Raw genomic sequence first — 26,932 nt, 5'->3', positions numbered from 1 at the left:
TGTCGCGAGACACCAGGGACGTATCACCTGTGACCTATGTCATGAACCTAGACACTCATCCCAGGCGATGGCGACTGGCCTACCGCCTTCGACGATCTTCATGAAGTTGCGCCCTACCTGCTGTGGACGCGCGGCGCGTCATCCTTCCTCTCCCGTCCGATGAGCGATCTCGTCACGATCACCGGCGCTCGGGCATGCACGTCCTACGGCGACAACGTGGCTCGGGAACTCGCCAGTTCCGTTGCCGCAGACGAACGAGTTGTCGTTGCGGGAGGCGCCTACGGGATCGAAGGCGCGGCACACCTGGCCGCCCTCGCGGCGGGTGGCGACACGATCGCCATCCTCGCCAACGGAGTCGATCGTCCGTACCCCGTCGGCCATCGCGACCTGCTTGATCGCGTCGCTGATGTCGGTCTTCTCGCGAGCGAGGTTCCGCCCGGCGCCGTTCCGACTCGGCACCGGGTCATCGCCCGCGCCCGGCTGATGGCTGCGCTGTCCTCTGCGACGGTCATCGTCGAGGCGGGCGGTCGGTCAGGTTCACTGGTGGTTGCCCAGCGAGCCGCCGAACTCGGCCGACGTGTCGGAGCCGTCCCTGGCCCGGTCACGAGTGCCGCGAGCGTTGGGCCGCATCGTTTGCTGCGCGATGGCATCGCGTCCCTGGTGGCGGATACTTCGGACCTCGCGAGTCTGGTTGGACCAGGCCAGGTGTCACGAGAGCGACTCGACATGGAGCAGGCCCGCCCACCTTCGCCTGCTCCGACGCGCACGCTGTAGCGTGCCGGGTCGGCACTGGCCGCTTGGCACTTGAACTCAGCGAGGGCTTCGAGTGAGTTCGCGCAGTGTCACATCGGAGCGTTCCTGCCGCTGCGCGCGGTACTCACGGGCGCGAGCCTTCGTAAGGAGAACGACGCTCACAAGGCCGATGGCCAGCATCTTGAGAGCGTTCCAGATGCAGAGCAGGACTACAAGGTGGAGCCACCCTGGGCCGCCACTCTCGATGAGCGTGGTGCACCAGAAGGCGACGGCCAGGTAGGGGCCGGCAAGAAGCATGGCTGGCACGCCCCACTTCAGTCCCTTCCGGGTGCGGATCACGTCGAGCAGGACGTTGCTCGGCATGTAGCGGCGCAGGAAGTAGCGAACCTCGGCGCTGGCCGTCCACAGTAGGCCGATCATGATGGGCTCCTCTCAACACGCGAGTCGTCGGCGAGACGGTGCGTGGAGAGTGACCCGAAGGTCTGCCGCGAGCGGCCCAAAGGTAAGGAGAAATCCGCCTCAACTTCAAGGCTACGCCGCGGAGCGGACATTGGGAAGGGTCAGATGCTGCGTCCATGCGCGGACTGGTTGCGTCTGACGGCCTGGAGACCGGCCTCTGCCTGACGGCTCTCATCAGCGACCAACTGACGTACCTGGTCGAGCGCGGAGCGCGCTCGGGCGGCGTCGATCTTCTGGGCGGCTGACTCGGGCGGGGCACCGAGGGGTGCGTCATCGGTGATGCGGTAGCGTTCGCGGTAGGCGGCGACCACGCGTGCCGACTTGCGCCAGGTCGCGGCTCGTCGCCTGTCGGTGGGCGCTACTCCAAGAGCATTCGTCCACGGCGCGTTCTCGCCGAGCGCAGCTTCGAGTGTGGCGTCGGCGCGGGCCTCGATCAGCGATTCGCGCTCATCGAGCGCTGTCCGCATCTCGGTGTCGATGACGCCGTTCGCCTGTGGGATAAGGCCAGCGATGAGTCGCGGCGGCTTGCGAGTCCTGCCCGAGCCTGCGAGGCGCGCGGTCGCGCGCTCGACCCGGTAGTGGAGTATGGCGGCGATGTCGTCGGCGTCGTCGAAGCCGCGCGCGGCGACGAGGCGTGGCAGCAGCACATCGACGTCGTGATGATTGGCCTCAGCTCGGCGGAGCTCGGCCGTGAGCGGGCCGAACGCCTCGGACTCGATGGCAATCTCGGCTTGTTCGTCGGTGAGCCCGGAGCCACGGACGAGGGAGGCCCAGCGGTCGTGTTGGGCTGAGGCGGCGATGGTCTCGTACTCAGCGGCGAGCTGGGCGATCGAGCCCCACTGTTCCTGCTCGGCGACGATGGTCTCGTGCGCCGAGAGTTCGGCACCGCTGTGCTGCAGAACGCCGTAGAGCACGCTTCGCGCGGTGGCGTGCGGGTCGTCACCGGGGTGCGGCTGCGCGTGGTCGTCGGCGCGGTCGAGAGCCACGTAGGCATGGTTCGCGTGCCGGCCTCGGGTCATCGCGACGTAGAAGGTCTCCCTCGTCGAGGTCGGTTCGACCAGGACGTGCGCGCTATCGGTCGTGACGCCCTGCGCGCGGTAGGCGGTGACTGCGTAGCCAAGATCAACATGCTCGGCCACGTAAGAGGCCGGGAGAACGATGGTGCCGCCGAACCTGCGTCCTCGCCGCCGAGCCTTGATGGTTCCGTCGCCGCGGACGCTGTTGCCGGTCCCGTAGTCGCGGGCGATGGTGATGGTCCCGTCCTCGCCGACGGCCGTGATGGTCCAGATGTCGCCGTTGCGTACCCAGTCCCGGCCGGCCAGGGTACGGAGTTCGCGCTTGTTGAGTCGCGTGATGACGGTGTCACCGACGCCAGCGGCGGTGCCGTCGCGCAGTTCGACTTCACGGGTGGGGTTCAACGTCTTGTTGAGGATCAGGTCGGCGCGGGCGCGACCGTTCAGTGCGGTCACGTCGTCGTGGGTCTCGGCGATCAGCACCGAGACCAGGCCAGCGTCGCGGTCGGCGCGCCATGCGTTGTAGGCGGCATCGGACATGGCCTCTGCGTCGCCGTTGTGGATGCGCTGATGGGCGAGGTAAGTGTCGATGACTTGGGTACGTCCGTGGCGTAGCTCGAGTGAGGCGGTCTTCTCCCAGGCGTGGGTGAAGCGGTGAACGTCGACCAGTTCGGGTGTGTCGGATCGGTGTCGGGCGATCATCGCGAACGCACCGCCGGCGTCCACGGATTGCAGTTGGGCATAGTCGCCGACCAGAAGCACCTTCGCGCCAGCGTCTTGAGCGAGGTGTGTGATGCGGTCCAGCGACAGGGTGCCGGCGAGGGAGGCTTCGTCGATGATGACGAGCTGGCTCGCCTCGAACGTGGTGCCGTGGAGGAGGTGGTTCTGCCACCACTTCGCCGTGTTCTCAGTCTCGATCCCGAGATCGTCGGCGAGGACTTGGGCGGCAACCGCTGACGGCGCGAGCCCGACGACGGACCCGGAGCCGTGCTCGGCTTCCCAGGCGCGGCGGAGCGCGTTCATGGCGGTGGTCTTGCCCGCCCCGGCGGGACCGACCAGCACGTCGAGCATCCGTCCTGACACCGCGATGCGGGTCAATGCGTCGGCTTGGTCGTCACCGAGCATACGACCATCCGCGTCGGGTCGGCGCGTGACCTTCTCGACCGTCGCGAGCTGCACCGTCGGACCGGCCAGGTTCGTTGCTCGTTCAAGGAGTCTGTCCTCGGCCGCGAGCTGGGACTCGGAGGTGAACACGGTCGAGCTCTTCGGCCGGAACACCGAGGTGCCATCGGGGCGGCGGAACATGACGGGCGAGGCGGCGAACTCGGGCGGCGTCAGCCGAAGGGAAACGAGCTCGGCGGCATCGGCAACCATCGCGACGATGGCCTCCCGGTCCTGCATGGTGGCGAACCGCCAGACCATCGTCTGCCGGGAGGCCTCGGCCACGAGATTCCACCGTCGCCAGGTCGAACGCTTCTCACCGACCACCTCGACGACCGAGCGCCCCGACTCGCCAATGACGTCGAGCGGCACGTCGTCGGCCCGCAGCAGGAGCGGCTTGTCGTTGTCGGTGACCTCGCGGGCCCACGTCGTCGCGTCCCTGCCGAGGAGAGTCTTCGTTGCGCGTGATCGCCACTCCGCAGTGAGATCGGCAAGGGATCGGACCTGCTTCTCGGGGCGGGTCGCGAGTGTGGCTTGGGCTCGCAGTTTGAGGATCGTCGCGTTCGACGGTTGGCGTCCGTGCTGGGCAACGTACTCGGCGATGAGGCGGTCGGTCTCGGCGTCGATGTGACGGGCGCGGGTAGAGAACTTGGCGATCAGTTCCTCGGGCACTCCGGTGATCGCCCATGCTGGGTTCCGGTCGCGGCCCATCTCGCGTGCCTCCCAGGAGACGCCGAAGGTGCGTGTCATGTGGTCGGCGAACACGGCTTCGTGTAGTTCGGAGAGCGCGACGACGGCGGCGTGCATCGGTCTGCCGTCGAGCGAGCGCCACTTCCCATCGAGGACGGTCTTGGCCTTGTTGCTTATGACGACGTGTGTGTGGAGGTGGGGGTCGCCGGCGCGGGAGTCAAAGTGATCGAACGCGGTCGCGATCATGCCGGTGACATCGACCTGTGCAACTGCGCCGTCTCCGGCGGTTGCGCCCGTACGGGTGGCTGCAACCTCGCGTTCCATGAACGCAACCACCTCCGCAACCGCTCGATGATGCGCGTCCCCGATGAGCGCCTGGACCCCGGCGTCGGCGACCGCCCACAACACTGATGCGGACTTCGGGATCGAGAAGGTGAAGTCGAAGCCCGCCACCGCACGCCGTGTGCTCCGGGCTGCCTCCTCGGCAACGATCTGCGCGACAGCCTCGCCCTTGGCACCAGGTGTCATCGTCGGTTCGAGGTCGGCGATCCGCGCTTCGATTCGCTGCTCCTGGCTCTTGAATGCAGGGAAGCCCAGGCCGAGCTTGTCGCCAGTGATCGGATCACAGCCCGTGCCCATCAGGAGCTGGAGTTGGTCTTCTGACACTCGGTCGCCCGCCTGAATCTCGCCCTTGCCGAGTACCGCTACGCCTGAGCCCAGCCAGCGGCCAGGAGGGGTGCCTTCCTCCATGTAGTAGCGCGTGAGCGGCGTCGAGAGCGACCGGTCTCCGTCAGCGGCCGCGACCGTCTTGAGCAGGTACTTGTATCCATCACCCGCCGACATCACGCGCATCGAAACCGTCATGTTCACCTCCGCTCCTGTCGGGCAGGTGAGCACCCTCACCCGGCGACTTCTGCTGCGGTGACGCCTGGCTCTACCCCGACCTGCAAGAGGCGTGTGACCTCGGATGGCGGTCGGAGCGAAGCCGGAGGTGTAGGCATCGGACGAGACTGCTCGGTTGGCTCGTTTCGGGCGGGCGCGTGTCGGAGTCGTGCACCTGACAGGTGACCAGCTCGGCATCAGTTCTCGATGAGGCACGGATGCCGGGGACGTCCGTCACCGGAGCAGACCTCATGCACGACCTCAAAGCCAGCGGCGACTCAGAACTCAGGATCGGGTCGCTGTTCAGCGGCTACGGCGGCCTCGACCTCGCCGTCGAGCACGTCTTCAACGCCAAGACCGTGTGGTTCTCCGAACTCAACGAACCCGTCGCCCGCGTCTTCTCCCGCCACTGGCCAGGCGCACCGAACCTCGGCGACATCACGACCATCGACTGGAGCCAGGTCGAGCCCGTGGACATCCTCATCGGCGGGTTTCCGTGCCAGGACGTGTCTACCGTCGGCAAGCGCGCAGGCCTCGCGCCAGGCACCCGCTCCGGACTCTGGGCGCACATGGCGACAGCCATCGACGTGCTCCAACCCGAGTGGGTCGTCATCGAGAACGTCCGCGGGCTGCTGTCCTCACCCGCGACACGACCACCCGCACAAGGAGACGACCATGACCGGCGCAACCCCAGCGAAGCAACTCCAGACTGCGCAACCCTTCGCGGCGTGGAACCCGACCCGTGGCATCTGGGAGACAACGCAGCTCGACCTCTACGGGCACTCGGCGCCGTTCTCGGCCATCTGGCCGACCTGCGGCTGGATGCACGATGGATCGGCCTACCGGCTTCCCTTGTCGGCGCTCCTCACCAACGCTTCCGCATCTTCGCCCTCGCCCGGCGCACTGTTCCGCACCCCGCTGGCGACCGACTCCTCGCGCGGCGGGGAAACACTCGACCAGGTGCGAGCACGACGAGGGACGATCGCGCTCTCGCACCAGATCATCGACTTCGCACTCCACGGACCGGCTGGCTCGCCAAACAGGAGAGCCGAATCGGAGACCCTGTGGTCCCTGATCGACGGACTGTTCAGCGCTGGGGACGCTTCGCCGACGCCATCGCCCGCTGGGAACACATCACCGGACGGTCAGCGCCCGCGCCGGCCCTCCTGAACGACGCCGACGGCCCCCGCCCAGCACCAGCATTCGTCGAATGGCTCATGGGCTTACCGACCGGATGGGTCACGGACAGCGATGACCTGACGCAGAACCAGCAGATCACCGCACTCGGCAACGGGGTACTGCCGCTCCAAGCCATCTCGGCGGTGGCGATGTTGGTCCCGCAAGCGTGGACGTATTTCTCTTTTGCGAGGCTCAGCACTCCCGCTATGTGAATATGGGTGTCCCGCTGTGCCGAACGCCGTAGCGAGTTCCGAGCCGTTCTGCCGCTCGACCGATGGCCGCATCCGGCACGCCAAGCTGGGTGAGCAGTACCAGGGTGATGACGATCCAGTTCGCGTCCCGAATGCTGCGAAGGAGTTCGCTCTCTTTCCAGATGCTCGCTCCGCCGGAAAGCCCCGGTGCTGCGTGTGCGATTCCGTTCCTCGCCCTGAGGAAAAGCTTGATCCACTCATCTACCTCGACGCGAGAGGATCGCCACATCTCGGGCGCTACACCCTCGATCAGACTCTGAACTTTCGAGCGGAATGTCGTCCTCCGCAGGTCCCCCTTCAAATGCGCGATCGCTTCACTCTGAGCCTGATTCATGCCACTCAGCGAATCCAGAGCGACAATGATCGGCTCAGCCTCCTCGACGCTCAATGGGGGCCGAGAAGCGCCCAGTGCGGCAGTAGCCAAGGCCTCGATCGCGGCAGCGCCTAGAATAACGTCCGCTTCGACGTAGCCCGGTTGGTAGCGGAGCCCAGCGATGATCTGCGTGACCGGAAGCAACTCATCACGGGCCTTCCACCACCCGTCAATCACTCCCTGAGTCTGATCGCTGGCGAAGCGGAGAGAGAACTCAATGGGTTTCCGCGTCTTCCCGTTGAACGGCTTGTACTTGTCCCTGCCGACAACTCGAACCTCGGTCCCAGAGGAATCTGTCATTATCAGGCTCGTTCGACCGCAAGGCAGGTCGGCTGAAAACGTGAGTAGGTCCTGGAATGATGCGAGCTGTGCCTCGAACGCTTCCAATGGCACGGGTTCATCTGCGGAAAGTGTGATGGCCGTGGCGCCACAAGGGAGCTCCGCTCGCATTCCGGGCCCATCATCGAGGGCTGGGAAGACGAGGGCTTCGTGTGCGTCGCGGGCAGCGCCGTCTTCGTGTCGATATGTGCACGCGGAGGCGAGGTGCTCAAAGTGGGCTGTGGCAGACACGTACTCTGCATCCAGTTCCACTGATCCCACCCTCAGTTCATCCACGCGAAGGCCGAGGTCGCTGTCGATCACGAAAACCGAACCTCGTATCAGTGTCGGTTCGCTGTTGAGAGTCGCACTGAGGATGCGTTCGTCGGGCTGACCCGAGACGGCCGAAAAGTGTCCGGGCGCCTTCAGAATCCAGCGATCACCCGTCGCCACAAGTTCTGCATCGCCGTCACGAGCCCCGTGGGATAGAGAAACGAAGCTTACGACTGGGGCGGGCCACTGGAAGGTGGAAGCGTACAACGGCATGGATTCCCCCTACGCCGTGACGAGCTGCATCAGCTCGGTGTAGTCGGTCACCACGTCGTAGGTGACGTCATTGCCGTTCTTCTCGCTGAGGGAGGCGAAGAACTTGCGGGCGCACTCGATCTTGGCGTCCTCGACGCCCTTGAGCTGGAGTGTGGACAGCGAGCCCTTGGTCTCCGCGACGAAGTAGACGTGCTTCACGCTGCCCTCGGTGAACGCGATGGCCCAGTCCGGGTTGTAGTCGCCGACCGGCGTGGGGATGAAGAAGCCGCGCGGGAGCTTCGCGTAGACGGCGACCTCGTGGCTGGTGTCGAGTTCGGTGACGAACTCGCGCTCGATCTTGGAATCGGTGACCACGTAGTCGTAGACGTGCTTCTTAAGCTTCGATCCTGCCTTCGAGAAGTCTTGGGCGGTCTGGTTCTCGGTGAAGATCGCGGAGTCGAAGCGGTCTTCGAGCGCGTCGTAGGCGAGGTGTTCGACGATGACCGTGGCCTTCTGCTCGTTGATGAGCCGGGCCGCCTCCGTGATGAACTGCTCGGGGTTGAGGCGGAACTTGGCGAACGTTCCCGGTGTCACGCCGCGGAGGATCGCCGCGACCGTCCGACGGGTGAGCTGGGTCTTCTCGGTGATCTCACCCAGCAGGTCGTACTTCACCTGCGAGCCTGCGCTCACGGTCTCGGCATGCGTCTGCGTGGTCTGCACCGCGAAGCCGGAGCCGCTGGTTAGGTCGTCCGCATCCAACTGCTCGCGCTGCTGGCCGGCTTGCACGACGTATTGCAGGGCGGCGACGTTGAGGTGCTTGTCGAGGTGGTCGACCGCCTTGCGGATCAGTTCGCCGGAGTCGAACTCGACCTGGTAGACGGCGCGGTGGTTGATCCTGCCCCACAGGGCCTGGAATTCCTTGCGGGCGAAGTTGGCCTCGTTCAGCGGAATCTTCTTCGGCTTGCGGTCGTCGGTGGGTACCGGCAGGTCGAGGTAGAGCACATCGATCAGCGGCCACACGAAGTCGATCACCGGGAGCAGAACCTCGGACGTTGGCGCGGCAAGCGTGCCTTCTTCTTTGGCCTGCTTGTAGGCATCGGAGATGGTGTCGTCGTCGTTCACGTAGTCGTTCTTGACCAGGTACTTGTAGAGCGCCTGGGCGACGGCTTCCTCGATGACGGACTCGCCCGAGAGCGTCTGGATGGTCTTGCCGACGAAGAACTTGACGCTTGCCTTACGCGGCCGCGCGGCGAGGGACTCGGAGATTTCGCGCTGGAGACCGGTCACGAAGTCGGTGTAGGACTCGTCGGTGACGACGGTCAGCTCGTTGATGTCGTGCACTGTGACGGGGTTGTCCATCCGCTCGCCGTGCTGGTCAACGGCCAGCCGTAGGCCACGTCCGATCTCTTGGCGGCGAGAGACGGTGTTGTCGCTCTTCTTGAGCATGCCCATGACGAACACGTTGGGGTTGTCCCAGCCCTCGCGCAGCGCGGAGTGGGAGAAGAGGAACCGGACGGGTTCGGCGAACGACAGCAGGCGTTCCTTGTCTTTGAGGATGAGGTCGTAGGCGTCGGTGTCGGTGGACTGGCCCTTGTCGTCGCCCCGGCCAGAGACCTTGCCGTCGATCTGGTGCTTGGTCTTCTTGTCGATGGAGAAGTAGCCCTCGTGCACCCGACGCACGTCGTCGCGGCGCAGGTAGGTCTGGTAGTCCTCGGTGGCCGCGTCGATGGCGAGTTCACCGAGCACCTCGTCGCGGATCGCGGCGTACTCATCCTCGAACATGCGCGCATAGTCGCCGAGGGTGTCATCGCGGCTGTAGTCGCGGTACTTGGCGACTTCATCGATGAAGAACAGCGAGAGCACCTTGATGCCCTGGCTGAACAGCTCGCGTTCCTTGTCCAGATGCGCCCGGACGACCTCGCGAATCTGGATGCGGCGCTTGGTCTCCTCGGTGACATCCCGGTCGGCGAGCTGGCCGGCTACCACCATGTCGCCGTTGCTCAGCTCGATCACGTCGCGGTTGGCGTCCACCTCGGTGATGAACAAGCCCTTGTATGCCTCGATCCCGTTCGAGACATCGTGGAGGTTGGCGCCCATGTCGAGGCGCTTGACCTGCCGTTTGATGCCCGAGGCCGTCTGCACCTCGATCTCGACCCGCGCCCGAGGCTTGGCACCCTTCGCGATCTCGATGGCGTCCAAGTACAGGTAGGCGGCCGAGCCGGCGAGTCCCTTTACGGTGATGCCGCGTACCGCGATCTTCTTCACGAGCTTCTGGTTGTAGGCATCCAGCGCGTCGAGCCGGTGCACCTTGGTGTGGTCGACCTTGTGCGTGGCGGAGTAACGGAGCAGCATCAGCGCGTTGAACTCCGCCAGCGCTTTGAGCGACTTGTCCGCGCCGATCTTCTGCGGCTCATCGATGATCACGATCGGACGGTTGGCCTTGATCACGTCGATCGGACGGCGCGACTGGAAGTCGTCTAGCTCGTCGTAGATGCGGCGCTGGTCCTTGCCGGTGGCGTTGAACGCCTGGATGTTGATGATCATCACCTGCACCCCGGCATCCGAGCTGAACCGCTCCAGCTCGTGCAACTGGGATGAGTTGTAGATGAACGAGCGCGGCTTGGTGCCGTAGAGCTGCTGGAAGTGCTCGGCGGTCACGTCGAACGACTTCTTCACGCCCTCGCGGATCGCGACCGACGGCACCACGATGATGTACTTCGACCAGCCGTACCGCTTGTGCAGCTCCATGATCGTCTTGATGTAGACGTAGGTCTTGCCCGTGCCGGTCTCCATCTCCACGTCAAGGTTCGGGGCTCCCGGCGCGGCAGCGCTGGAGGCGAGCCCTGCCGACAGCGGGAGGTTCCGTGACCGCTGCACCGCGTGCACGTTCTCCAGCAGTTGCGCGCCCGACAGGACAATCTCGGCGTTGCGCAGACCGGCGTCGGGGCGTTCCTCGGCCTCGAACAGGGCCGGGGCCGTTACAGGGCGGACCTTGCCGGGGTCGATCCGGTAGGAGATGCCGTCGTGCTTCGGCTGCCCGGCGAAGGTCTCGACGACAGCATCGACGGCATCGGTTTGGTACTGCTGGACCTTGAACTGGAGCTTCATCGAGTGCCTTTCTTTCTGCAACCGACGCTGTTCGTCGCCGCTGCTAGAAGGTTGCGGGCGGTGTGGATGCGCGTGTTCACGCTGATCCTGGCCCTCTCACGGGGCCGCCAGTGTCGCCACCCTTAGTGCACGGGGCCTCGAACTGTGCGCTTTCGTCGCTTGCAAAGGTGAGTAGGGTCATGAGGTTCTTTAGATCGTCCGCACCTCGGTAGTAGGCGATACCTCACGGAATATCTGCTGAGCATTGATACGAGCCGCATCGGACTCGAAAGCATCGTCACGGAAGACCGCGCGCAGGGGGCCACGCTCGGCGATCACGCGCACGACCTCGGGAGTCACAGACTCCGCGAAACACGCAATCAATGCGTCCTCGTCAACTGCAAACACCTCGCGGGCATCGATCTCGGCGCGTGTGATCGGTACTGACGGTTCGAGTCCCCAGTCGAGCAACACCTGGAACAGCAGGTCTTCTCCAGACCGGCCAGCCTTGATACTCGCTTCCAGCGAGTCGAGTCCGAGTTGATCTGTGTCGTCCGCCGCCCTCAGAACATCGGCCTTGTTGCTGCCATCGATACGCAGCGCACGGAAGCCCAGATCGAGGGAGTTTGTATCTAGACCTACAGATTCGCGAATCGACTTCCCAGCGCGTCGAAGACGCTCGCGCGCGACTGAAGCGATTGTGGCGTATCCGGCGACTGCGGCCTCTGACTTCTCGTTTGGCTTCTCGTCGAGCTGAACAAGGATGAAGCTACGGTTGCCCCCGTCTTCAGCGTTGGCAAGCATCACGGAGTGTCCAGTTGTCGCGCTCCCGGCGAAGAAATCGAGAACGATCGCGCTCCTATCGCTAAACGTAAACATATCTAGCATGCGGTTCAGGAGTTCTATCGGCTTGGGCGTATCGAAGACAGCTCCGTCCATCAACTGCGTGAGCCGACGCGTTGCGCTCGACGTGAGCCCGGCGTCGTCCCACCAGCTAGTGACAGTTTTTCGACTCTCGCGAGCTTGGCTCAGGAAGTATTTCTGCTGAAGGCCCGATGTTGTCCGGATAATCAACCCATCGGCATGCTTCTGTGCCATAGTCTCTTGCGAATAGCGCCAGTAGCCTTCTACTCCTAGGAACTCGTAGAACGGATTCCCCTTCTTCGCCCCGCCAGGACCATCCACCGGTGTCGCCTTCCACGGACCTCTGGGATCATTGTCTGGGTTGGCAAAGCCGTTGAGGTCGGGATTGAGTCCAATTGATGCTCGTTGTGCAAAAACTGCGTCGAAATCTCGCGCATACAGGAGGATGTGGTTGTGATTCTGAGATACAACCTTGTCGTTCGACACTGAAGCGCGAGCCTTGTGCGCAATCTGGGTGATGAGGTTGGCTCGCCCAAAAATCTCATCAAGAATTGCTCGAAGATTTGCAACCTCAGTGTCATCGATTGACACGAGCAGAACTCCATCAGGGCGAAGCAGGTTGCGTGCAAGTCGAAGACGGGAGTACATCATCGTAAGCCAGTCGGAATGGAACCGACCGTTTGACTCGGTGTTCGCGACGAGGCGGTCGCCCGCCTGCGAGGTCTGGCCCGAACGGGCCAGGTACTCAGCGCTCGACTCGGCGAAGTCGTCCTCGTAGACGAAATCGTTTCCCGTGTTGTAAGGCGGGTCGATGTAGATGAGCTTCACCTTGCCCAGGTACGACTCCTGGAGCAGTTTGAGGGCCTCCAGGTTGTCGCCTTCGATGAAGAGGTTCTTCGTGGTGTCGAAGTCCACGGACTCCTCGCGAACAGGGCGCAGCGTCTTGGCAATCGGCGCGTTCGCAGCGAATGCGGCGGCACGCTTGCCGGGCCAATCGAGTCGGTACCGCTCCTGCGGCCCGTCCACGATGTGATCCGAGAGTTCTTGCCTGAGAAGATCGAAGTCAACAGCGAGGGTCACGTTGCCCTCCGCGTCTCTCGATTCGGTAATGACCTGGGGGAACAGGTCGGCGATCCGCTCGACGTTGCGAGCAGTGAGGTCGGGTGTATGCAGGGTGCGCTTCTCCATCACGCACCACCGACCAGCGAGCGACGGTCATATGGTCTCGACCTCAGTGTGTGGCGAGCGTTCACTGAACACCTGCCCGACGTTGATGCGCTCCGCGTCGTCCGCGAAGTCTTCGTCGAGGAACACGACACGTAGTGGCTGACGCTCCGCGATGGCTGCGGCAGCCCGAGAGAGAGAGAGAGAGAGAGCCTCACGCGGACGTGTGCACAGGATCAACGCGCCCTCCTCAACGTCGTACGCCTCGAAGCCATCGATGATCTCCTTCTGAATGGGCATCGTAAGATCAAGTCCCCAGTCGAGCAGGACCTGGAACAGCAGGTCTTCGCCCGTGCGGCCGGGCTTTACGCTGCCGACAACGTCGAGCAGGGCTGTCTGCACGAGCTCGTCAGCGGTGATGGACGTGTCGGCCAGGTTCGTTGTGTCAACACGGAGTGCCCTGAAGCCAACGTCGACCGTTTCTTGAAGGATGCCGGCTTCGCTCTTGAGCGTGACGCCGGCGCGACGGATGCGCTCCCGGCTGATCTCGGAGACCACGCCATACCCGTTCTGTGCTGCCGTGGAACCCTGACTCACCACTTCATCGAGCTGAACCACTATGAAGCTGCGTGTGCCACCATCAATGGCGTTTGCGGCCAATACCGCATGCGCGGTGGTTGCCGATCCTGCGAAGAAGTCCATGACGATCGAGTCTTTGACGGTCGCAAGGCCGATGATTCGTTGGAGAAGCGAGACTGGCTTGACGGTGTCAAAAACCGCATCGCCGAACAGGTCCAAGATTGCCTTCTTGCCCTCTTTGTTCGAGCCGGTCATGTCCCAGTAGTTGGTCGTCGGCTGACCCTGGCTTTCGTGCGCGTACATAACTCGCTGCGGAACACCGGCTCCGTTTGCGCCCCAGTAGAGTCGCCCCGACGAAGCCAATCTCTCGAAACTCTCGCGGGGATAGGCCCACGTTCTGGAAATCTCGTCACCGGAGGGGGTCACGACAGAGTAGTCGTATCCGCCGCCCTTCAGTCCCTTGGAGACCGTAATAGGTACCCCTCGCCAACGTCCCTCTGGGAACTCGGAGGTCGGTTCGCGATACGACGTAGCAACGTAGTCGTCGGCCAGAGGCTCGAGTGCGAGGGCTCCCTCCGTTGAGCGTCCGTAAACAAGAATGAACTCACCCTGGATGGCGACGTTCTTGGAGTCATTCGACGTTTCGCGCTTGCGACGCCACATGATCGTTGTGACGTAGTTCGGCGTCCCGAAGACCTCATCACAGATATGCCGCAAGGCGGCCTGCTCGCCTTCGTCGATGCTGATGAATATGAAACCATCGGAAGAGAGCAAGTTCCGTGCCAACCTCAACCTCGGGTACATCATCGATAGCCAATCCGAGTGGAAGCGCCCGTTCGACTCCGGGTTTGCCACGAGGCGTTCACCTGATGCGAGTGCTTGCCCAGAACGCTCCAGATAGTCGACGTTCGACTCGGCGAAGTCGTCGTTGTAGACGAAGTCACCGCCCGTGTTGTACGGCGGGTCGATGTAGATCAGTTTCACCTTGCCGAGGTAGGACTCCTGGAGCAGCTTGAGGGCGTCGAGGTTGTCACCCTCGATGAAGAGGTTCCTCGTGGTGTCGAAGTTCACCGACTCCTCTCGAACGGGGCGTAGGGTCTTCGCGATCGGCGCGTTCGCCGTGAAGGCAGCGGCACGCTTGCCGGGCCAGTCGAGCCGGTAGCGCTCCTGCGGTCCCTCGACGATGTGATCGCTGAGTTCCTGGCGCAGCAGGTCGAAGTCGACCGCTCGCACTGGGTTGCCGTCGGCGTCGGAGCTCTCGGTGACGACGCTGGGGAACAGCTCGGCGATCTTGTCGATGTTGGCCTGCGTGAGGTCGGGTGATGTCATGCGTAGTCTCTCCACGGGTTACCTCTGCTGTTCCAGTTCGTGTTGCTTCGTCTTGAGTGTGCGTCGGAGCTCGACTTTGCGGTTGAGCTGTGGCTCAGTGCGGAGCTTGCGCTCCAAGGAAGCGACCTCGCGTTCGAGCTTGCGCACCGTGGCAAGTCTGTCGGCGACGTCGGACATTTCCTCGCCCGGGCGGGCAGTAATCGGGGTCAACGGTTGCAGGAGCGCCGCGTAGAGGGCGGGCAGCGTGATCGCCGTCGGCATGGCCTGCCGCTCCGTGGCTCCTGGCTGCCAACCTGTCGAGTAGTAGGCGCTGATCTTGGGAGCCCCGGTGCCGAGCTGCTTGTGCGCCGCGACCGTCCGCGCCTCGGGCTGCTCGGCTCGGCGGCGCACGATCTCGAAGATGATCGGGAACGGGATGGCCTTGTCGATGGCACCCAGGACTGTTTCGCTCACGTCGTCGGTCTTTGCGTCGATCGTGAAGACCTGCACCTCCGGCACAGTCAGCGTGCCCGGCAGGTTGATCGTGGCCTCGGCGAGCTTGTAGGCCCAGGTGATGCGTTGGACCTCGTTGATGAACTTCTCGCGTACAGCGGTGCTGACGGTGCCGTGCTCGTAGAACTTCTCCTTGGGCACGCGTCGGCCGAACTTCGCTGCCTCGGGCCAGCGGTAGAGGATGTCAGTCATGGGCACCGCCCCCGCCGGCGTCTACGACGGCGATGAACGCGGTCAGCTCGAAGTCGTCGAGTCCCGCGATGGTCTGGGTGAGGGCCGTGGTGCTGCCGCCGGTAAAGAGGCTGTCAATGTCGCGTTCCTCGGTGACATCGATCATCGAGTGGATCGCGTCGGTGAGCAGCGCCGAATACTTCCCCATCTGAGCGCCCTCGCCGGTCGCAGAGTTGAACACGCCGACGACATCGCTGACCGGCTCCTCGTAGGGGCGGCAGCCGGCGCGCAGCAGATCGAGGAGGTGCTTGGCTTCGGTGTGGTTCGCAATGACCTCACCCTGGTCGTCGAGGTAGACGAGGTAGTGCGGGTGGAGGCGGTTGCCTCGGTTGATGTGCTCGTCTGCGGTGAGGTTGCGGAGGGCGAAGATGACGCCGGGCCGTAGCCCCTTGTTGGGGTCGGCGGGGATCACAGCGTGGAGCCCACGCGGTGCGGCGTCGAGGTCGCCGTGTTCCTTGATGTAGCCAAGCAGGTCCATGCGGAAGTCGTTGAGTCCGAGGTCGGTGATCGAGACCCCGGTGCGGACATCTTCGAGCTCGATGACCTCGTCTTGGAGCTTGCGGAGCTGTTCCTTGCGGAAGGCGGCGTCGGAGTCTTCAAGGGTAAGGACGTTGTCGTCGGCGGTGCTGGCGAGGTCGGCGATGACCATGCGGTTCTCGACGCGCTCTTTGAGGTTGATGTACTCGTCGAGGGAGATGTCGGGCCAGAAGTTCACGAGCTGAATCTGGCTGTTCGTGGAACCTATGCGGTCGATGCGGCCGAAGCGCTGGATGATGCGCACGGGGTTCCAATGGATGTCGTAGTTGATCAGGTAGTCGCAGTCCTGGAGGTTCTGGCCCTCGCTGATCACGTCGGTGCCGATGAGCACATCCAGCTCGCGCGTCTCGCGCGGCATCGTGAGGTGCCGCTGCTTGGAGCGCGGCGAGAACAGCGACATGACCTGCTGGAAGTCGAAGCCCGTACCGAGGCTGGTCTTCGCTCCGTGGCTGCCGCCGGTGATCACCGCGGTGTCCAGCCCTGCCGCAGCGAGGGTGGGCGCCAGTTGGCGGTAGAGGTAGTCGGCGGTGTCAGCGAAGGCGGAGAACACGAGCACCTTGCGGTTGTCGTCGTTGATCGGGTGCTCGGCCTTGTCCTGGATGAGCTGCTTGAGCTTGCGGAGCTTGAGGTCATGTTCCGGAGTGACCTTGCGCATCTCATCGAGGAGCTCGCGCAGGGTCTCGCGGTCGTTCCACAGGTCGCGCTGCCAGGACTCGATGTCGAGGTCGTCGAGGTCGATCTTGATCTTCTCGCCGAAGGACAGCGCTTCGATGTTGGCGTCGTCTTCGTCATCGAGATCGAAGTCGAGCCCGGCGAGTTCGGGGCTGAGGTCGGCGAGGTTGCCCGCGTGGTTGCTGATGCGTCCGAGCGTGTGGGTGACGGAGCCTTCGATCTTCGACAGGGTGAGGCGGAAGGCATCGACCGAACTCTCCAGACGCTTGAGCAGGTTGACGGTCATGAGCTTCTTCAAGCCCTGCTCGCGGCCGGCCTGCCCAAGGTTGGATCGGGCGCTGCCGGCGGTGACGTTGTAGAGGTCTTCGTACTTGGAGCGCCGACTCGGGAACACGTACGCGAGCGGGGTGTAGACGGCGAGCGTCAGCGCTTGGAGTTGCTCGAAGATGTCGTTGAAGCCGGGTACGTCAGGGAGGTCAGTGAGTGGTTCGCGGATCGAGAGCGGTGGGCGGCGTTCCGGGAAGGCGCCGATCTCCGTGGTGTCGTAGAACGCTTGGATGTGCTTGCGGGATCGGGCGATGGTGACCGAATCGAGCAGTTCGAAGAAGTCGAAGTCGAGCATCTGGAGGATGCGGTCAGTCGTGCGGTGCTCGGGGTCGAGCTTGGACCACTCGTTGAACACGCGCTGCGCATCGGAGAAGACCTTCTCGACGGTCGTGGACAGGTTCAGGTGCTGGGCGAGGTTCTCTGATTCGCCCTCGTAGGCGAGCTGGAGCTGGTTCTTGAGGTCGTTGAACCGGTTGTTCACTGGGGTGGCCGACAGCATCAGCACCTTCGTCTTCACGCCCTCGCGGATGACCTGGCGCATGAGGCGCTGATAGCGCGACTCCTTCTCCTCGGCGTAGTCGGCGTTGCGGAAGTTGTGGGACTCGTCGATCACGACGAGGTCGTAGTTGCCCCAGTTGATCCGATCCAGCCGCAGGCCGAGCGACTCACCCTTGGTGCGGGAGAGATCGGTGTGTGCGAGCACGTCGTAGTTGAACCGATCCGAGGCGAAGACGTTGGTCGTCAGGTTCGCGTTGTAGTTCGTCCAGTTCTCGGCGAGCTTCTTCGGGCACAGCACCAGCACGGATTTGTTGCGCAGCTCGTAGTACTTGATGACCGCGAGCGCGGTGAACGTCTTGCCGAGACCCACGGAGTCGGCGAGGATGCAGCCGTTGTAGGTCTCCAACTTGTTGATGATGCCCGTAGCCGCGTCTCGCTGAAAGTTGTACAGGCTCTGCCAGACCTTCGTCTCCTGGTAGCCGGTGCGGTCGTTCGGCAGCACGTCTTCGTTGATGTCGTCGAGGAACTCTGCGAACAGGTTGTAGAGGATCAGGAAGTAGATGCGTGCCGGGGAGTTCTCGGTGTACACGCTGGCGATGTGGTCGTGGACGGCCTGGGTGACATCGCTGACCTGCTCCGGGTTGTTCCAAATCTGGTCGAACAGCTGCATGTACTGCTCGGTCATCGGAGCTTCATCGAGCCGGTTCACGAAGCTCGACACGGCGTTGCCACGCTCGTAGCCGAGGTCGGCGGTCGTGAACCCCTGGAGCTGGGTGTAGGCAGCCTTGTCATCGACGACCGCGAACTGCTGCATCGGGTTGCCCGTGGCGTTTGAGCGGAAGGTGACCTTGCGGCGAACCCAGTCGGCGCACTCTCGTGCGATCGCGCGCTGGGTGAGCTTGTTGCGCAGCCTGATCTCGAAGTCGGACCCCGCCAGGCTCGACTCAGCCTGCCCGCCGGGGATGAAGAACTCGCGCCGCTCCTTGCGGAGCTTGTCTGTCACTTTCTCAGTCACGAACGACGGCGACGTGAAGATGAACTCCAGCTCAGACACCTTCTCCAGCTCCTTGCGGAGCGCTTCGAACGCGAAGATCGAGAACGTCGATGCGGCGATGCGCACCTTCGAGCCCGGCGCGATCTCGGCCTTGAGATCGTCACCCAGGAGGTCGGAGACGTTGTTGATGATCCGCACGCGACTACCCGGCGTCCTCGTCGTGAGTCGAGGAAGAGGCGCCGCCTCGTCGCACCCAGTCGTCGATCTCGCTGGCTTGGAACTTCCAGAGGCGTCCGACCTTGTGGGCGGGCATGGCCTTCTCGGCGATCCAGGTGTAAACCGTGTCTTTGGTGACCCCGAGGTGGGCGGCGATGTCGTCTGCGGACAGCCACGGCTCAGCCACGTTGGTCCTCCCTCGCTCTATGGCCCAGGCAGGCCAACACTCACGATGATACCGGCACCGGTACGGCTTGAGTGGGGTTTCTCCGGGCGTGGCCTAACGAGATGGGTGCCGAGGGTGGTTGCTCCGCTCGGCCGATCAGCGTGGGACACGCGCCTTGAGCCAGGTGGTCACTGCTTCCTGCCACCGGTCGGGGTCGGTGTTCCAGCAGAGGGTGTGGCCGGCGTCGAAGGTCACCAGCTCGACGAGGTCCGGTCGTGCGTCTCTGAGTGCTTGTGAGAGCCGGATCGGCACGGAGTCGTCGCGGGTCCCGTGGAGGATCAGGGTCGGCGTGTTGAGGTCTGCGCCTCGTTCAGTCCAGTCGAAGGAGCGAAGGGGGATGCGGCCCGGCAGCCCGAGGGCGCGCGCCAACGGGTGGAGGGTGAGCCACGGGATCACGAGGTACCCGGCCGCTGCGGGTAGACCGCTGCCGGCGCAGTTGGCCTTGATGACTTCGGTCCAGTCGAGGACTGGTGAGTCGAGGACGAGCGCGGCGATCAGCCCCTCGTGCCGCGGGTGGTCGGCGAGTTGGAGCGCGATGGCAGCACCCATTGACCAGCCGAAGAGCACGATGCGTTGGCCTCCTCGTCGCACGGCGTATCCGATGGCCTCGTCAACATCGGCGGACTCAGTGTGGCCGAGGGTTGAGCGGCCAGTGCCGACTCGTGGCCCTTCTGCGGTGTTGCGGTAGCTCACAACGAGGGAGGTGTAGCCGAGTTCGGTTGCGGCGAGGACGCCGCGGAGGGTGCCTGCGCGGGTGCTGCCGAGCCCGTGAATGTGGATTGCCCAGGTTGAGGGGTCGCCGTCGATGCGCCAAGTCGGGCATGGTCCTGCGGGGGTAGTGATGGTGATGTCGCGGGCGTCGAGCCCGGCATCGGCTGGGGTGGCGTAGTAGATCCCGCTCCACGAGGCGCGCTCACCGGGCTTCGGGGTGAGACCCGGTGCTGTCGCCGTGACCCTTCGTGCCACGTAGACGGGTCCGCGATCGACGATCTTGGCTGAGAGCTGTGCCCACCCGCCGTGCTCGAACCAGAGGTTGTAGATGCCGGGCGCTGTGGTCTGGGCGGTGCGGTCGAGCACGATCAGGTCGCCGCCTTCGTTGTGCTCGACGCCTCGGATGGTGAGGTCGAAGGCGCGTGGGCTGGCGGGTGCGGTGAGCCGTCTCGCAATGGCCAACCCGACCCCGACAGTCGTTGCTGCTGCCGCGATCCCGCCGCCGAGAGCGATCCGCCCGATCACGACCCGCGCTCCTCGATGCTCGGCACGCGCGACGCCTCCGCGACGGCGCTATCGGTTCCGACGAGATGGCTTTCGGCGCGTTCGAGTACGACGCGGTCATCGGTGTTGATGTCGAAGGTGATGCGGGGGTCGATCATCGCGTCGCGGATTTCGACGATCACTCGGTGGAGGTGCCCTTCGGGGTCTTCGCTGTGGGCTGCGAGGGGGTCGGCCTGGCTCAGCCCGGGCCGTGCGTGCGTGGCTCGGAGCCAGATCGGTTCCAGCTGCGCCGTGAAGGCGATGGTCTGGCGCTGTCGGGCGTGGTGCTGGGCGCGGCGGACGGCGGGCTGGACCGCGAACCCGGCGCAGAGGAACAGGAAGGCGAGGACAGAGAGCAGGTCGTAGGCACCTTGGAAGGCGCGCATGAGGCCGAGGTGACCGGTGGTGTGGGCGAGGTCCATCCCGACTACGACGAGACAGAGCGCGACACCGAACGCCGATCCCACGCTCAACAGTGCGGCTGGCAGGCGCTGGATGCCGGTGCTGTGCCGGTACTGCCGTGCGGCGAGGACCAGCATGGCTACGACGATCACGAGGCAGTAGGTGAAGTTGATGATCGAGTAGACCGCTGCCGCTGGCTGCTCGCCGAGGTCGATCATGAACCGTGTCGTTGTGGTGCCGCGGTCGATGACCAGGAACGCTGCGGTGAGCGCGAGCAGCGCGATGAGCAGGATGGGGACGCTCACTGCGGCGCGAACGAGCTGGGGCCGGTACTGGCCGGTCTTCATGACTCCGCGGCCGAGGAAGGACAGCCCGGTCATCAGGAGCGCGTCCGCGATCAGGGTGGTGAGGTTGGTGCCGCCGAGCAGTGGATCGACGGCGCTGTAGGCGGCGTCCACGTTGAGGGTCATCGCGATGGCGATGGTGAGGGCTGCGTAGGTGATGCTGCGGTCGGCGCGTTTGCGGCGGAAGATGAGCAGGCTCGCCACGAGCGCCCACATGAGCGTCGCCACGAGCGTCTGGATCATCCGAATATCTCCGAGTATCTGGACTCGGCGAACACCGACCCACGGATGCCAGCGGCGAGCCGGTCGGCCAGCGACTCGGCGGCGATCTCGGTTTCGCTGTCGAGGTCCTGCCGGGTGAGCAGGCGTCCACGCGTGTATGACGGGATGTCGGGCAGCAGTGCCTCTTCGACATCGCAGTCGTCACCGTCGCAGTGGCCGAGGATCATGTGGGCGAGCTCGTGGAGGACGAACTGCTGGCGGTGCAGTGCGGAGTCGCTGTGGGCGTGGAGCACGATGTCTTCGGTATCGGTGGACAGCCAGGCCGCGCAAAGCCCGTCGTGGGTGTCAAGATCAGCGAGTTCGACGACGCGGAGCCTGCGGTGCCGCCGCTCTTGGACGGTGCGGCGGAGGTCGTCGAGGGTGAAGGTGTTGCCGAGCTGAAGGCCCGAGACGGCCGCCGATACGGTCTGTTCGATGTTCACGGTTCGCCCCTTCTGTGTGGGGAGCAGGGACCGGTGGCGGCTCCGTGTCGCGCGGTACCGGTCAGTGCTCGGGCATGTGTGTCATTTCCTCGTCCAGGAACTTGGTGATGGCGTGGAGTGCTTTCGGCGAGATGTCGCCGAGGGTGCGCGCTGCGTAGGACTTCACCTTCGCGGCCCGCATGGACCGAACCAGATCGAGCTGCGCGGAGACCTTCTCGGGGGTGGCGGCACCGTCCTCGCCGAGCAGGAACGCGGCGTCCACGTCAAAGAACTCCGCGAGCCCCTCGAACACGGCGGGGTCTTGGACGTAGCGGTGGCCGTTGACCATGTACGTCCAGCGCGACCGCGACAGGTTGGTGCCACGCGCTTGGAGGTAGTCGGCGATCTGCGAGTAGGTCGGTTCCGTGCCGGACTCGGCGACGGCGACATCCATCAGGAGCCGCAGACGCTTGGCGAGGTCTTCGGCCGCAGTCTGGCTCTCGTCCTCGGTCATGGTGGCTGACCCCCTTCCCTTCGCGACGGGCAAGGCATCGATGTAGTCCACCCGGAGGGTGGTTGTTCATGCTCAACCGTACTCGTTGAGCATGAACAAATCAAGGCTTGCGCATGCTCAACGGTGGATGTTAGAACAGGACTCTGGGATGTTTTGAGCATGCTCAATGCTGCGTCCCGTCTCGGCTCGGGCTGCCTCAAGGAGGTGAACGATGTCCAGCTCACGGTCCGGGCGCGGGTGTTCGCGCCTACCTGCCAGGTGTACCGCCGCGCGCAATCTTGGCGCGGCCCGCCGAACAGGAGGCCCGAGCATGGCATCGAACGAGGACGCCCGCGCGGCGAGGGAAGCGAAGCTCGACGAACTGCACGAGAAGCTGACCGGCGCGGTCGAGTCGCTGGTCTCGGGTGACGACTGGCGGCAGGCGCTGGCCTTCGCAGCACGGTTCCGGTCGCGGTCGTTCAACAACACGATGCTGATCTGGGTGCAGCACGAAGCCGCCTTCGAGGCCGGCCGCGTGCCGGAGTCCTTCCCCACCCTGGTTGCCGGGTACCGGCAGTGGCAGGGCCTGGGACGGCAGGTGATGAAGGGCCAGCCGGGCTACATGATCTTCGCCCCGATGACGGGCCGGTTCGCCTCCGCAACCCCTGCCGATGCGGGATCGTGGCGGCGGCTCGGACCGCGGGAGAAGCCGAAGGCCGGCGAGGTGGTGCGCTCACGCATGGTCGGCGCGAGGCCGGCGTACGTGTGGGATGCCTCCCAGACCGACGGTGAACCGCTGCCGGTGCCGCCAGCGCCGACGCTGCTGGAAGGCGAAGCACCGTCGGGGTTGTGGGTGGGGCTGGCGGGACAGATTCGCGGCGCGGGGTTCGAGGTGCTGCGGGTGCCGCACGAGGGGATGATCTCCGGCGCGAACGGCATGACCGACTATGAGGCGCGCACGGTCGCGGTGCGGGAGAACATGGACCCTGCCGCGCAGGTCAAGACGCTCGCGCACGAGCTGGCGCACGTGGTGATGCACGAGCCCGACGACGAGGAGGCGCGGCAGCATCGCGGCATCCGCGAAGTCGAGGCCGAGTCCGTGGCGCTGATGATCGGTGCCGCGCACGGCATGGACACGGCCGGGTACACGATCCCGTACGTCTCGACCTGGGCCGCCCGCGTGGACGGCCAAGAGCCCGTCCAGGTGGTGCAGGCCACCGGCGAGCGGGTGCGGAAGACCGCGCTGGCGATCCTCGACCAGCTCGACACGCTCCAGGTCGGCGACGGCACCCCGCCCGGCCTCGAACGCGACACACCCAACCTGCACACGTCCCGCACGCCGGTGTCCGCGGTGGAGGCGGATCGTCCGCGTACTGCGCCGGTGCCAGCTCTGGCAGGGCGGGGGCTGTGATGCACGGAGCATTCGATGTGCTGGCGGCGCTGATCCGCGTGGATCGCTCGCCGAACCTGGCGCTGGCGGCGCGGAGCCTCGCGGCGGCGGGCGTGCCCGTGTTCCCGTGCCTCGTCGAGGGGAAGCGTCCGCTGACTCGGCGTGGGTTTCTCGACGCGAGCAACGACCCCGAACAAGTCGCGGCCTGGTGGTCGCGCACACCGGGCGCGAACATCGGCATCCCGACCGGCGCTCCATCGGGCGTGGTCGTCGTCGATGTCGATGTCCACGGCGACCACGACGGTCGCGCGGCGTACCAGCGGGCCACCGACGCGGGGCTCGTTGACGGGGCGGGGCTGCTGGTGCGCACCCCCACCGGCGGCGCGCACGTCTACTTCCCGGCGACACCAGGCAGCGAGCAGCGGTCGTGGCAGGCCGCCACCGCGGGTGTCGACTTCCGGGGCGACGGCGGCTACATCATCGCGCCTCCCTCCCGGCGAATCATCGACGGCCACGTCCGCCGGTACGAGGTCGCCGACATTGCCGCGCACTCGGTCGGCCCTGTGGATGCGGCCCGGCTGCGGAACTACCTCGACCCGCGCCCCGTCGCCCCACCACGCGCCAACAGCAACTCGACGGATGTGGATTCTGAGCGGTTGGCTGCGTGGGTCGCCGGGCGGGGTGAGGGCGAGCGGAACCGGGGTCTGTTCTGGGCCGCCTGCCGCCTCGCCGAGAACGGCCTCTCACCCGCCGACGCGCTCAATGCGCTGGGTGCGGCGGCGCGGTGGGCGGGTCTGGGCGATCGCGAGATCACCACGACCGTGCGTTCCGCCTACCGAGCCACCCAGCCCACGCCCGAGGCCACGTCAGACGGCCAGGCCCGGAGTGTGGATCGGTGGTTTGGACGCTCGGCGCGCCCACCGTCCGCAGCCTTCGGGAGGGCCGGGCTGTGATGCGTGAATCGGACGGGCGGCGATGGGCCGCGATGACGGCGGTCGCGGGGACGGTGTTCATCGCCGCCGGGGCGTTCTGGCTGTCGTTCACGTCGCTGGCCGATCTGGCCGCTCGCTCCGGGATCGGGGCGGGGCAGGCGTGGGCGTGGCCGCTAATCGTGGACGGCATCATCGTCGTCGCCACGGTCGCCGTCGTAGCCCTCGCCGGGCAGCGCTCGGCCTGGTATCCGTGGGCGCTGCTGGTCGGCGGCGCACTCGTCTCAGTGACGGCGAACGCCATCCACGCCGTCGTCGCCGCGGACGCCGACGTGCCGCGGATGCTCGCGGCCTCGGTCGCCGCGGTGCCGCCCGTCGTCCTGTTAGCCATCACGCACCTGACCGTGATCCTCACCCGCACCCCCGACCCCGACAGAGAACCCGCCGACGCCGCGTCGTTCTCAACGGTCGCTGCGGAGTCGATGACTGCGCTGCCGTCCGGCGAGCCGGAAACCACCCGTCGCGACGAGGGTGTGGCGGATCGGCGGGCGCTGGGGTGGGAGCTGCGGGAGGCGGGCTGGTCGAACAAGCGAATCGCCCGCGAACTCGGGGTGCATCCCTCGACGGTGGGCCGCTGGTTCGCCGTCGCGCACCTCACTGACAGCACCGATGCCGCCAACGAGCGGGAGGAGACGACCCCATGAACACCACCGACAACCCACAGCACCCAGACCCGGCCAGGCCCGATCCGGCACGGCTGGTGCCCGAGGAGCCGCGGGAGCGCCCGGAACCCGTCGAGGCGACGGGTGCGCCGGAGGCGGTGCGGGCCGCGCAGGTCGCCCGCGACGACAAGCAGCACGCACTCGTTCGCGGGCGCGGCGTGGAGTGGGTGCGCCCCACCGACCTGATCGCCCGTCACTCGGCCCACGCGGCCGGGCGTGGACTCGACTTCCAGGCCGAGCTCGCGCGCCGCACCCGCACCCCGATCGGTGCCGGCGTTCGTCGTCTCGGAGATCGCGCCCGGCGGTTGCCGCCGATCTCGGCGTTCGGGCGCAGCAGTACTGCACCGGCGCAGGTGTCCCGCTCTGGGGTCTCGATGAGTTGACGGCGGTGAGAGGTCATGGCTGCGACGGCATCGGCATGCAGGACGCGCTCGTGGGAGCGAGTGCGCACCTGCCTGCCAGGAGGTGCCGACACCATGACCACACCAACCCGCACCAACACCGAGCAGCCGACGGCCTACGGGGCTGAGGACTTCACCACCGGCGAGGGCCTGCGTGCCCTGCTCAATCGCCTCGCCGGGGGCGGCGAGGATGCTTGGGTTCACGACCCGGTGGCTCGCGATCTGATGGAGTTCGCCGCCGACAAGTACCGCGCTCTCGCGCGCAAGCACAAGCTCGACACCTGGGAAGCGGTCACGGCGGCGTTCGACGCGATGCAGTACCGCTCGACCCGCGAGGCCAACGATCCGTGGGCGATCATCACCCACGCCGTGCGGATCACCTGCGTCTACGAGGAACGCGCCCAAGGACTACTCTGCTCGGTGCACCAGGCACGCCGTGCGCACGTCTCGGCGTTCCACGACCCCGAACGGTTCTCCGAACGCGACACCGCGCTGGCCGACTACCATCCCGCGTTCCACACCACCGACCTGCGTCCCAGCGACCTCGAACCAGAGCCCCGCGAGAGCCTCGGGTCGGCGCAGGCATGCATGTCCGCCGGGTCTGCGGCCGAGGACGCCATCGCGATGCTGTGCCTGCTCGACTGGCCGACCGACACCGCACGGGCCGCTGTCGAGCACGTCTGCGGGGCGTTGATGAAGGCCGGCACCCGCCAGTCCGCCTACGAGACGCTGCGACGCGATCGGCACGCGCGTGCACTGCTCGACCTGCCGCGCCGTTCCTGGGCCGCACTGCTGAAGGCACTGCTCGGGAACCCGCACCCGGCCTACGTGGCCACCATTAGCGGTCGCGGCGTCCTGCTCCGGCTCCTGCTCGGCGAGACCCTCGACCTGCTGCTCCGCGACGACGACCTGATCCTCGCGCTCGCGCTGGCTGCTCCGAGTGGCGGAGGCGGTGAGTTGTCGTGACCGAGCCGCAGATTGGCAGCATTCAGCTTGACCGCACCGTCGAGTCGATCCTCGTCGGCACCCGGCACCGCGCCGACCTCGGCGACATCGACGCCCTCGCCGCGTCCATCGGGCGCGACGGCCTGCTGCAACCGCTCACGATCACCATCGACGGCGTGCTGGTGTGCGGGGCACGACGCCTCGCCGCGATCGAGAAGCTCGGCTGGCGCACCGTCAACGTGTGGGTTCGCAGCGGCCTGTCCGACCGGCTAGGGCAGCTCCTCGCCGAGCAGGACGACAACATGCTCCACAAGCCCTACACGCAGCTCGAAGCCGCCGGCCTCTACCGCGAGCTCAAGCAGGTCATGGCCGAGGATGCCGCCCGCCGCAAGAGCGCGACCCAGTTCAGCAGCGAGAACCAGCCGGGAAACGACGGTGGTGCAAACTTTGCACCACCGGCGGGCGGGCCGCACGGGGAGCGCCGCGAGCCAGCCGCCGCGCTGGGTGCCCGCGGGGCCGGGCACCCCCCCTTGGCGCAGAACTGAGTAG

21 protein-coding genes are annotated in these 26,932 nt (G+C 65.5%); 8 read left to right on the top strand and 13 right to left on the bottom strand.

Annotated elements, in window-relative coordinates; genetic code table 11:
* Positions 1-57 precede the first annotated feature (57 nt).
* A complete protein-coding gene (locus tag ABF648_RS08135; protein ID WP_415631795.1) occupies positions 58-774 on the top strand; it encodes a DNA-processing protein DprA in 717 nt (238 codons plus the stop codon).
* Between the two features lie 36 nt (positions 775-810).
* Here ABF648_RS08135 and ABF648_RS08130 read toward each other — a convergent pair whose 3' ends face one another.
* Positions 811-1,173: a sulfate permease gene (locus tag ABF648_RS08130; RefSeq protein ID WP_415631793.1), complete on the bottom strand. Its 363-nt coding sequence runs from the start codon at positions 1,171-1,173 to the stop codon at positions 811-813.
* Positions 1,174-1,313: 140 nt separating this feature from the next.
* Positions 1,314-4,940, bottom strand: coding sequence for a MobF family relaxase (gene mobF, locus ABF648_RS08125; protein WP_415631792.1), 3,627 nt, complete (start codon positions 4,938-4,940; stop codon positions 1,314-1,316).
* Positions 4,941-5,176: 236 nt separating this feature from the next.
* Between mobF and ABF648_RS08120 the strand changes: the two genes are divergently transcribed.
* A complete protein-coding gene (locus ABF648_RS08120; RefSeq protein WP_415631791.1) occupies positions 5,177-6,349 on the top strand; it encodes a DNA cytosine methyltransferase in 1,173 nt (390 codons plus the stop codon).
* Here the strand turns inward: ABF648_RS08120 and ABF648_RS08115 are convergent.
* The 11 genes from ABF648_RS08115 to ABF648_RS08065 form a co-directional block, all read right to left on the bottom strand.
* Positions 6,342-7,625, bottom strand: a complete 1,284-nt coding sequence (locus tag ABF648_RS08115; protein ID WP_415631790.1) for a hypothetical protein — start codon at positions 7,623-7,625, stop codon at positions 6,342-6,344. The genes ABF648_RS08120 and ABF648_RS08115 overlap by 8 nt on opposite strands.
* A gap of 9 nt (positions 7,626-7,634) precedes the next feature.
* The gene (locus tag ABF648_RS08110; RefSeq protein ID WP_415631789.1) at positions 7,635-10,712 is read right to left on the bottom strand and encodes a type III restriction-modification system endonuclease; all 3,078 of its coding nucleotides are present in this window, start codon (positions 10,710-10,712) and stop codon (positions 7,635-7,637) included.
* A 189-nt stretch (positions 10,713-10,901) separates the two neighbouring features.
* Positions 10,902-12,743: a site-specific DNA-methyltransferase gene (locus ABF648_RS08105; RefSeq protein WP_415631788.1), complete on the bottom strand. Its 1,842-nt coding sequence runs from the start codon at positions 12,741-12,743 to the stop codon at positions 10,902-10,904.
* A gap of 27 nt (positions 12,744-12,770) precedes the next feature.
* Positions 12,771-14,627, bottom strand: a complete 1,857-nt coding sequence (locus ABF648_RS08100) for a site-specific DNA-methyltransferase (RefSeq protein ID WP_415631787.1) — start codon at positions 14,625-14,627, stop codon at positions 12,771-12,773.
* An 18-nt stretch (positions 14,628-14,645) separates the two neighbouring features.
* Positions 14,646-15,311, bottom strand: coding sequence for a DUF4391 domain-containing protein (locus ABF648_RS08095; RefSeq protein ID WP_415631786.1), 666 nt, complete (start codon positions 15,309-15,311; stop codon positions 14,646-14,648).
* Positions 15,304-18,576: a helicase-related protein gene (locus tag ABF648_RS08090; protein ID WP_415631785.1), complete on the bottom strand. Its 3,273-nt coding sequence runs from the start codon at positions 18,574-18,576 to the stop codon at positions 15,304-15,306. The genes ABF648_RS08095 and ABF648_RS08090 overlap by 8 nt, the downstream gene beginning before the upstream one ends.
* Before the next feature lie 4 nt (positions 18,577-18,580).
* Positions 18,581-18,781 carry a helix-turn-helix domain-containing protein gene (locus tag ABF648_RS08085; protein ID WP_085107820.1) on the bottom strand — a complete coding sequence of 67 codons (201 nt, stop codon included), beginning with the start codon at positions 18,779-18,781 and terminating at the stop codon, positions 18,581-18,583.
* A 135-nt stretch (positions 18,782-18,916) separates the two neighbouring features.
* On the bottom strand, positions 18,917-20,056 hold the full coding sequence (locus ABF648_RS08080) for an alpha/beta hydrolase (protein WP_415631784.1): 1,140 nt from the start codon (positions 20,054-20,056) through the stop codon (positions 18,917-18,919).
* Positions 20,053-21,063 carry an MAB_1171c family putative transporter gene (locus ABF648_RS08075; RefSeq protein ID WP_415631783.1) on the bottom strand — a complete coding sequence of 337 codons (1,011 nt, stop codon included), beginning with the start codon at positions 21,061-21,063 and terminating at the stop codon, positions 20,053-20,055. The genes ABF648_RS08080 and ABF648_RS08075 overlap by 4 nt, the downstream gene beginning before the upstream one ends.
* Positions 21,060-21,524: a hypothetical protein gene (locus ABF648_RS08070; RefSeq protein WP_415631782.1), complete on the bottom strand. Its 465-nt coding sequence runs from the start codon at positions 21,522-21,524 to the stop codon at positions 21,060-21,062. The genes ABF648_RS08075 and ABF648_RS08070 overlap by 4 nt, the downstream gene beginning before the upstream one ends.
* A gap of 61 nt (positions 21,525-21,585) precedes the next feature.
* Positions 21,586-22,017, bottom strand: coding sequence for a hypothetical protein (locus ABF648_RS08065; RefSeq protein WP_415631781.1), 432 nt, complete (start codon positions 22,015-22,017; stop codon positions 21,586-21,588).
* A gap of 310 nt (positions 22,018-22,327) precedes the next feature.
* Here ABF648_RS08065 and ABF648_RS08060 point away from each other — a divergent pair, with 310 nt between their 5' ends.
* From ABF648_RS08060 to ABF648_RS08035, 6 genes are all read left to right on the top strand, one after another.
* The gene (locus ABF648_RS08060; protein WP_415631780.1) at positions 22,328-23,407 is read left to right on the top strand and encodes an ImmA/IrrE family metallo-endopeptidase; all 1,080 of its coding nucleotides are present in this window, start codon (positions 22,328-22,330) and stop codon (positions 23,405-23,407) included.
* Positions 23,407-24,339, top strand: coding sequence for a bifunctional DNA primase/polymerase (locus ABF648_RS08055; protein WP_415631794.1), 933 nt, complete (start codon positions 23,407-23,409; stop codon positions 24,337-24,339). The genes ABF648_RS08060 and ABF648_RS08055 overlap by 1 nt, the downstream gene beginning before the upstream one ends.
* A complete protein-coding gene (locus tag ABF648_RS08050; protein WP_415631779.1) occupies positions 24,339-25,019 on the top strand; it encodes a DUF2637 domain-containing protein in 681 nt (226 codons plus the stop codon). The genes ABF648_RS08055 and ABF648_RS08050 overlap by 1 nt, the downstream gene beginning before the upstream one ends.
* Positions 25,016-25,420, top strand: a complete 405-nt coding sequence (locus ABF648_RS08045) for a hypothetical protein (protein ID WP_415631778.1) — start codon at positions 25,016-25,018, stop codon at positions 25,418-25,420. The genes ABF648_RS08050 and ABF648_RS08045 overlap by 4 nt, the downstream gene beginning before the upstream one ends.
* A 93-nt stretch (positions 25,421-25,513) precedes the next feature.
* A complete protein-coding gene (locus ABF648_RS08040) occupies positions 25,514-26,404 on the top strand; it encodes a hypothetical protein (protein WP_415631777.1) in 891 nt (296 codons plus the stop codon).
* Positions 26,401-26,928 (top strand): ParB N-terminal domain-containing protein, encoded by a 528-nt coding sequence (locus tag ABF648_RS08035; protein WP_415631776.1) that lies wholly within the window; start codon positions 26,401-26,403, stop codon positions 26,926-26,928. Before ABF648_RS08040 ends, ABF648_RS08035 begins: the two co-directional genes overlap by 4 nt.
* The last annotated feature ends 4 nt before the right edge of the window (positions 26,929-26,932 follow it).

Source organism: Propionibacterium sp., assembly GCF_047719395.1.
Classification (GTDB): Bacteria; Actinomycetota; Actinomycetes; order Propionibacteriales; family Propionibacteriaceae; genus Propionibacterium.
The sequence above is the reverse complement of the archived record's forward strand: the minus strand, read 5'-3'. Positions and strand labels throughout refer to the sequence as shown.

What these genes read in the sequence shown, in the direction of transcription:
- ABF648_RS08130 (WP_415631793.1), bottom strand. Translation starts at nt 1,173, where the DNA reads ATGATCGGCCTACTGTGGACGGCCAGCGCCGAGGTTCGCTACTTCCTG.
- mobF (WP_415631792.1), bottom strand. Translation starts at nt 4,940, where the DNA reads ATGACGGTTTCGATGCGCGTGATGTCGGCGGGTGATGGATACAAGTAC.
- ABF648_RS08120 (WP_415631791.1), top strand. Translation starts at nt 5,177, where the DNA reads ATGCCGGGGACGTCCGTCACCGGAGCAGACCTCATGCACGACCTCAAA.
- ABF648_RS08115 (WP_415631790.1), bottom strand. Translation starts at nt 7,625, where the DNA reads ATGCCGTTGTACGCTTCCACCTTCCAGTGGCCCGCCCCAGTCGTAAGC.
- ABF648_RS08110 (WP_415631789.1), bottom strand. Translation starts at nt 10,712, where the DNA reads ATGAAGCTCCAGTTCAAGGTCCAGCAGTACCAAACCGATGCCGTCGAT.
- ABF648_RS08105 (WP_415631788.1), bottom strand. Translation starts at nt 12,743, where the DNA reads ATGGAGAAGCGCACCCTGCATACACCCGACCTCACTGCTCGCAACGTC.
- ABF648_RS08100 (WP_415631787.1), bottom strand. Translation starts at nt 14,627, where the DNA reads ATGACATCACCCGACCTCACGCAGGCCAACATCGACAAGATCGCCGAG.
- ABF648_RS08095 (WP_415631786.1), bottom strand. Translation starts at nt 15,311, where the DNA reads ATGACTGACATCCTCTACCGCTGGCCCGAGGCAGCGAAGTTCGGCCGA.
- ABF648_RS08075 (WP_415631783.1), bottom strand. Translation starts at nt 21,063, where the DNA reads ATGATCCAGACGCTCGTGGCGACGCTCATGTGGGCGCTCGTGGCGAGC.
- ABF648_RS08065 (WP_415631781.1), bottom strand. Translation starts at nt 22,017, where the DNA reads ATGACCGAGGACGAGAGCCAGACTGCGGCCGAAGACCTCGCCAAGCGT.
- ABF648_RS08060 (WP_415631780.1), top strand. Translation starts at nt 22,328, where the DNA reads ATGGCATCGAACGAGGACGCCCGCGCGGCGAGGGAAGCGAAGCTCGAC.
- ABF648_RS08055 (WP_415631794.1), top strand. Translation starts at nt 23,407, where the DNA reads ATGCACGGAGCATTCGATGTGCTGGCGGCGCTGATCCGCGTGGATCGC.
- ABF648_RS08050 (WP_415631779.1), top strand. Translation starts at nt 24,339, where the DNA reads ATGCGTGAATCGGACGGGCGGCGATGGGCCGCGATGACGGCGGTCGCG.
- ABF648_RS08045 (WP_415631778.1), top strand. Translation starts at nt 25,016, where the DNA reads ATGAACACCACCGACAACCCACAGCACCCAGACCCGGCCAGGCCCGAT.
- ABF648_RS08040 (WP_415631777.1), top strand. Translation starts at nt 25,514, where the DNA reads ATGACCACACCAACCCGCACCAACACCGAGCAGCCGACGGCCTACGGG.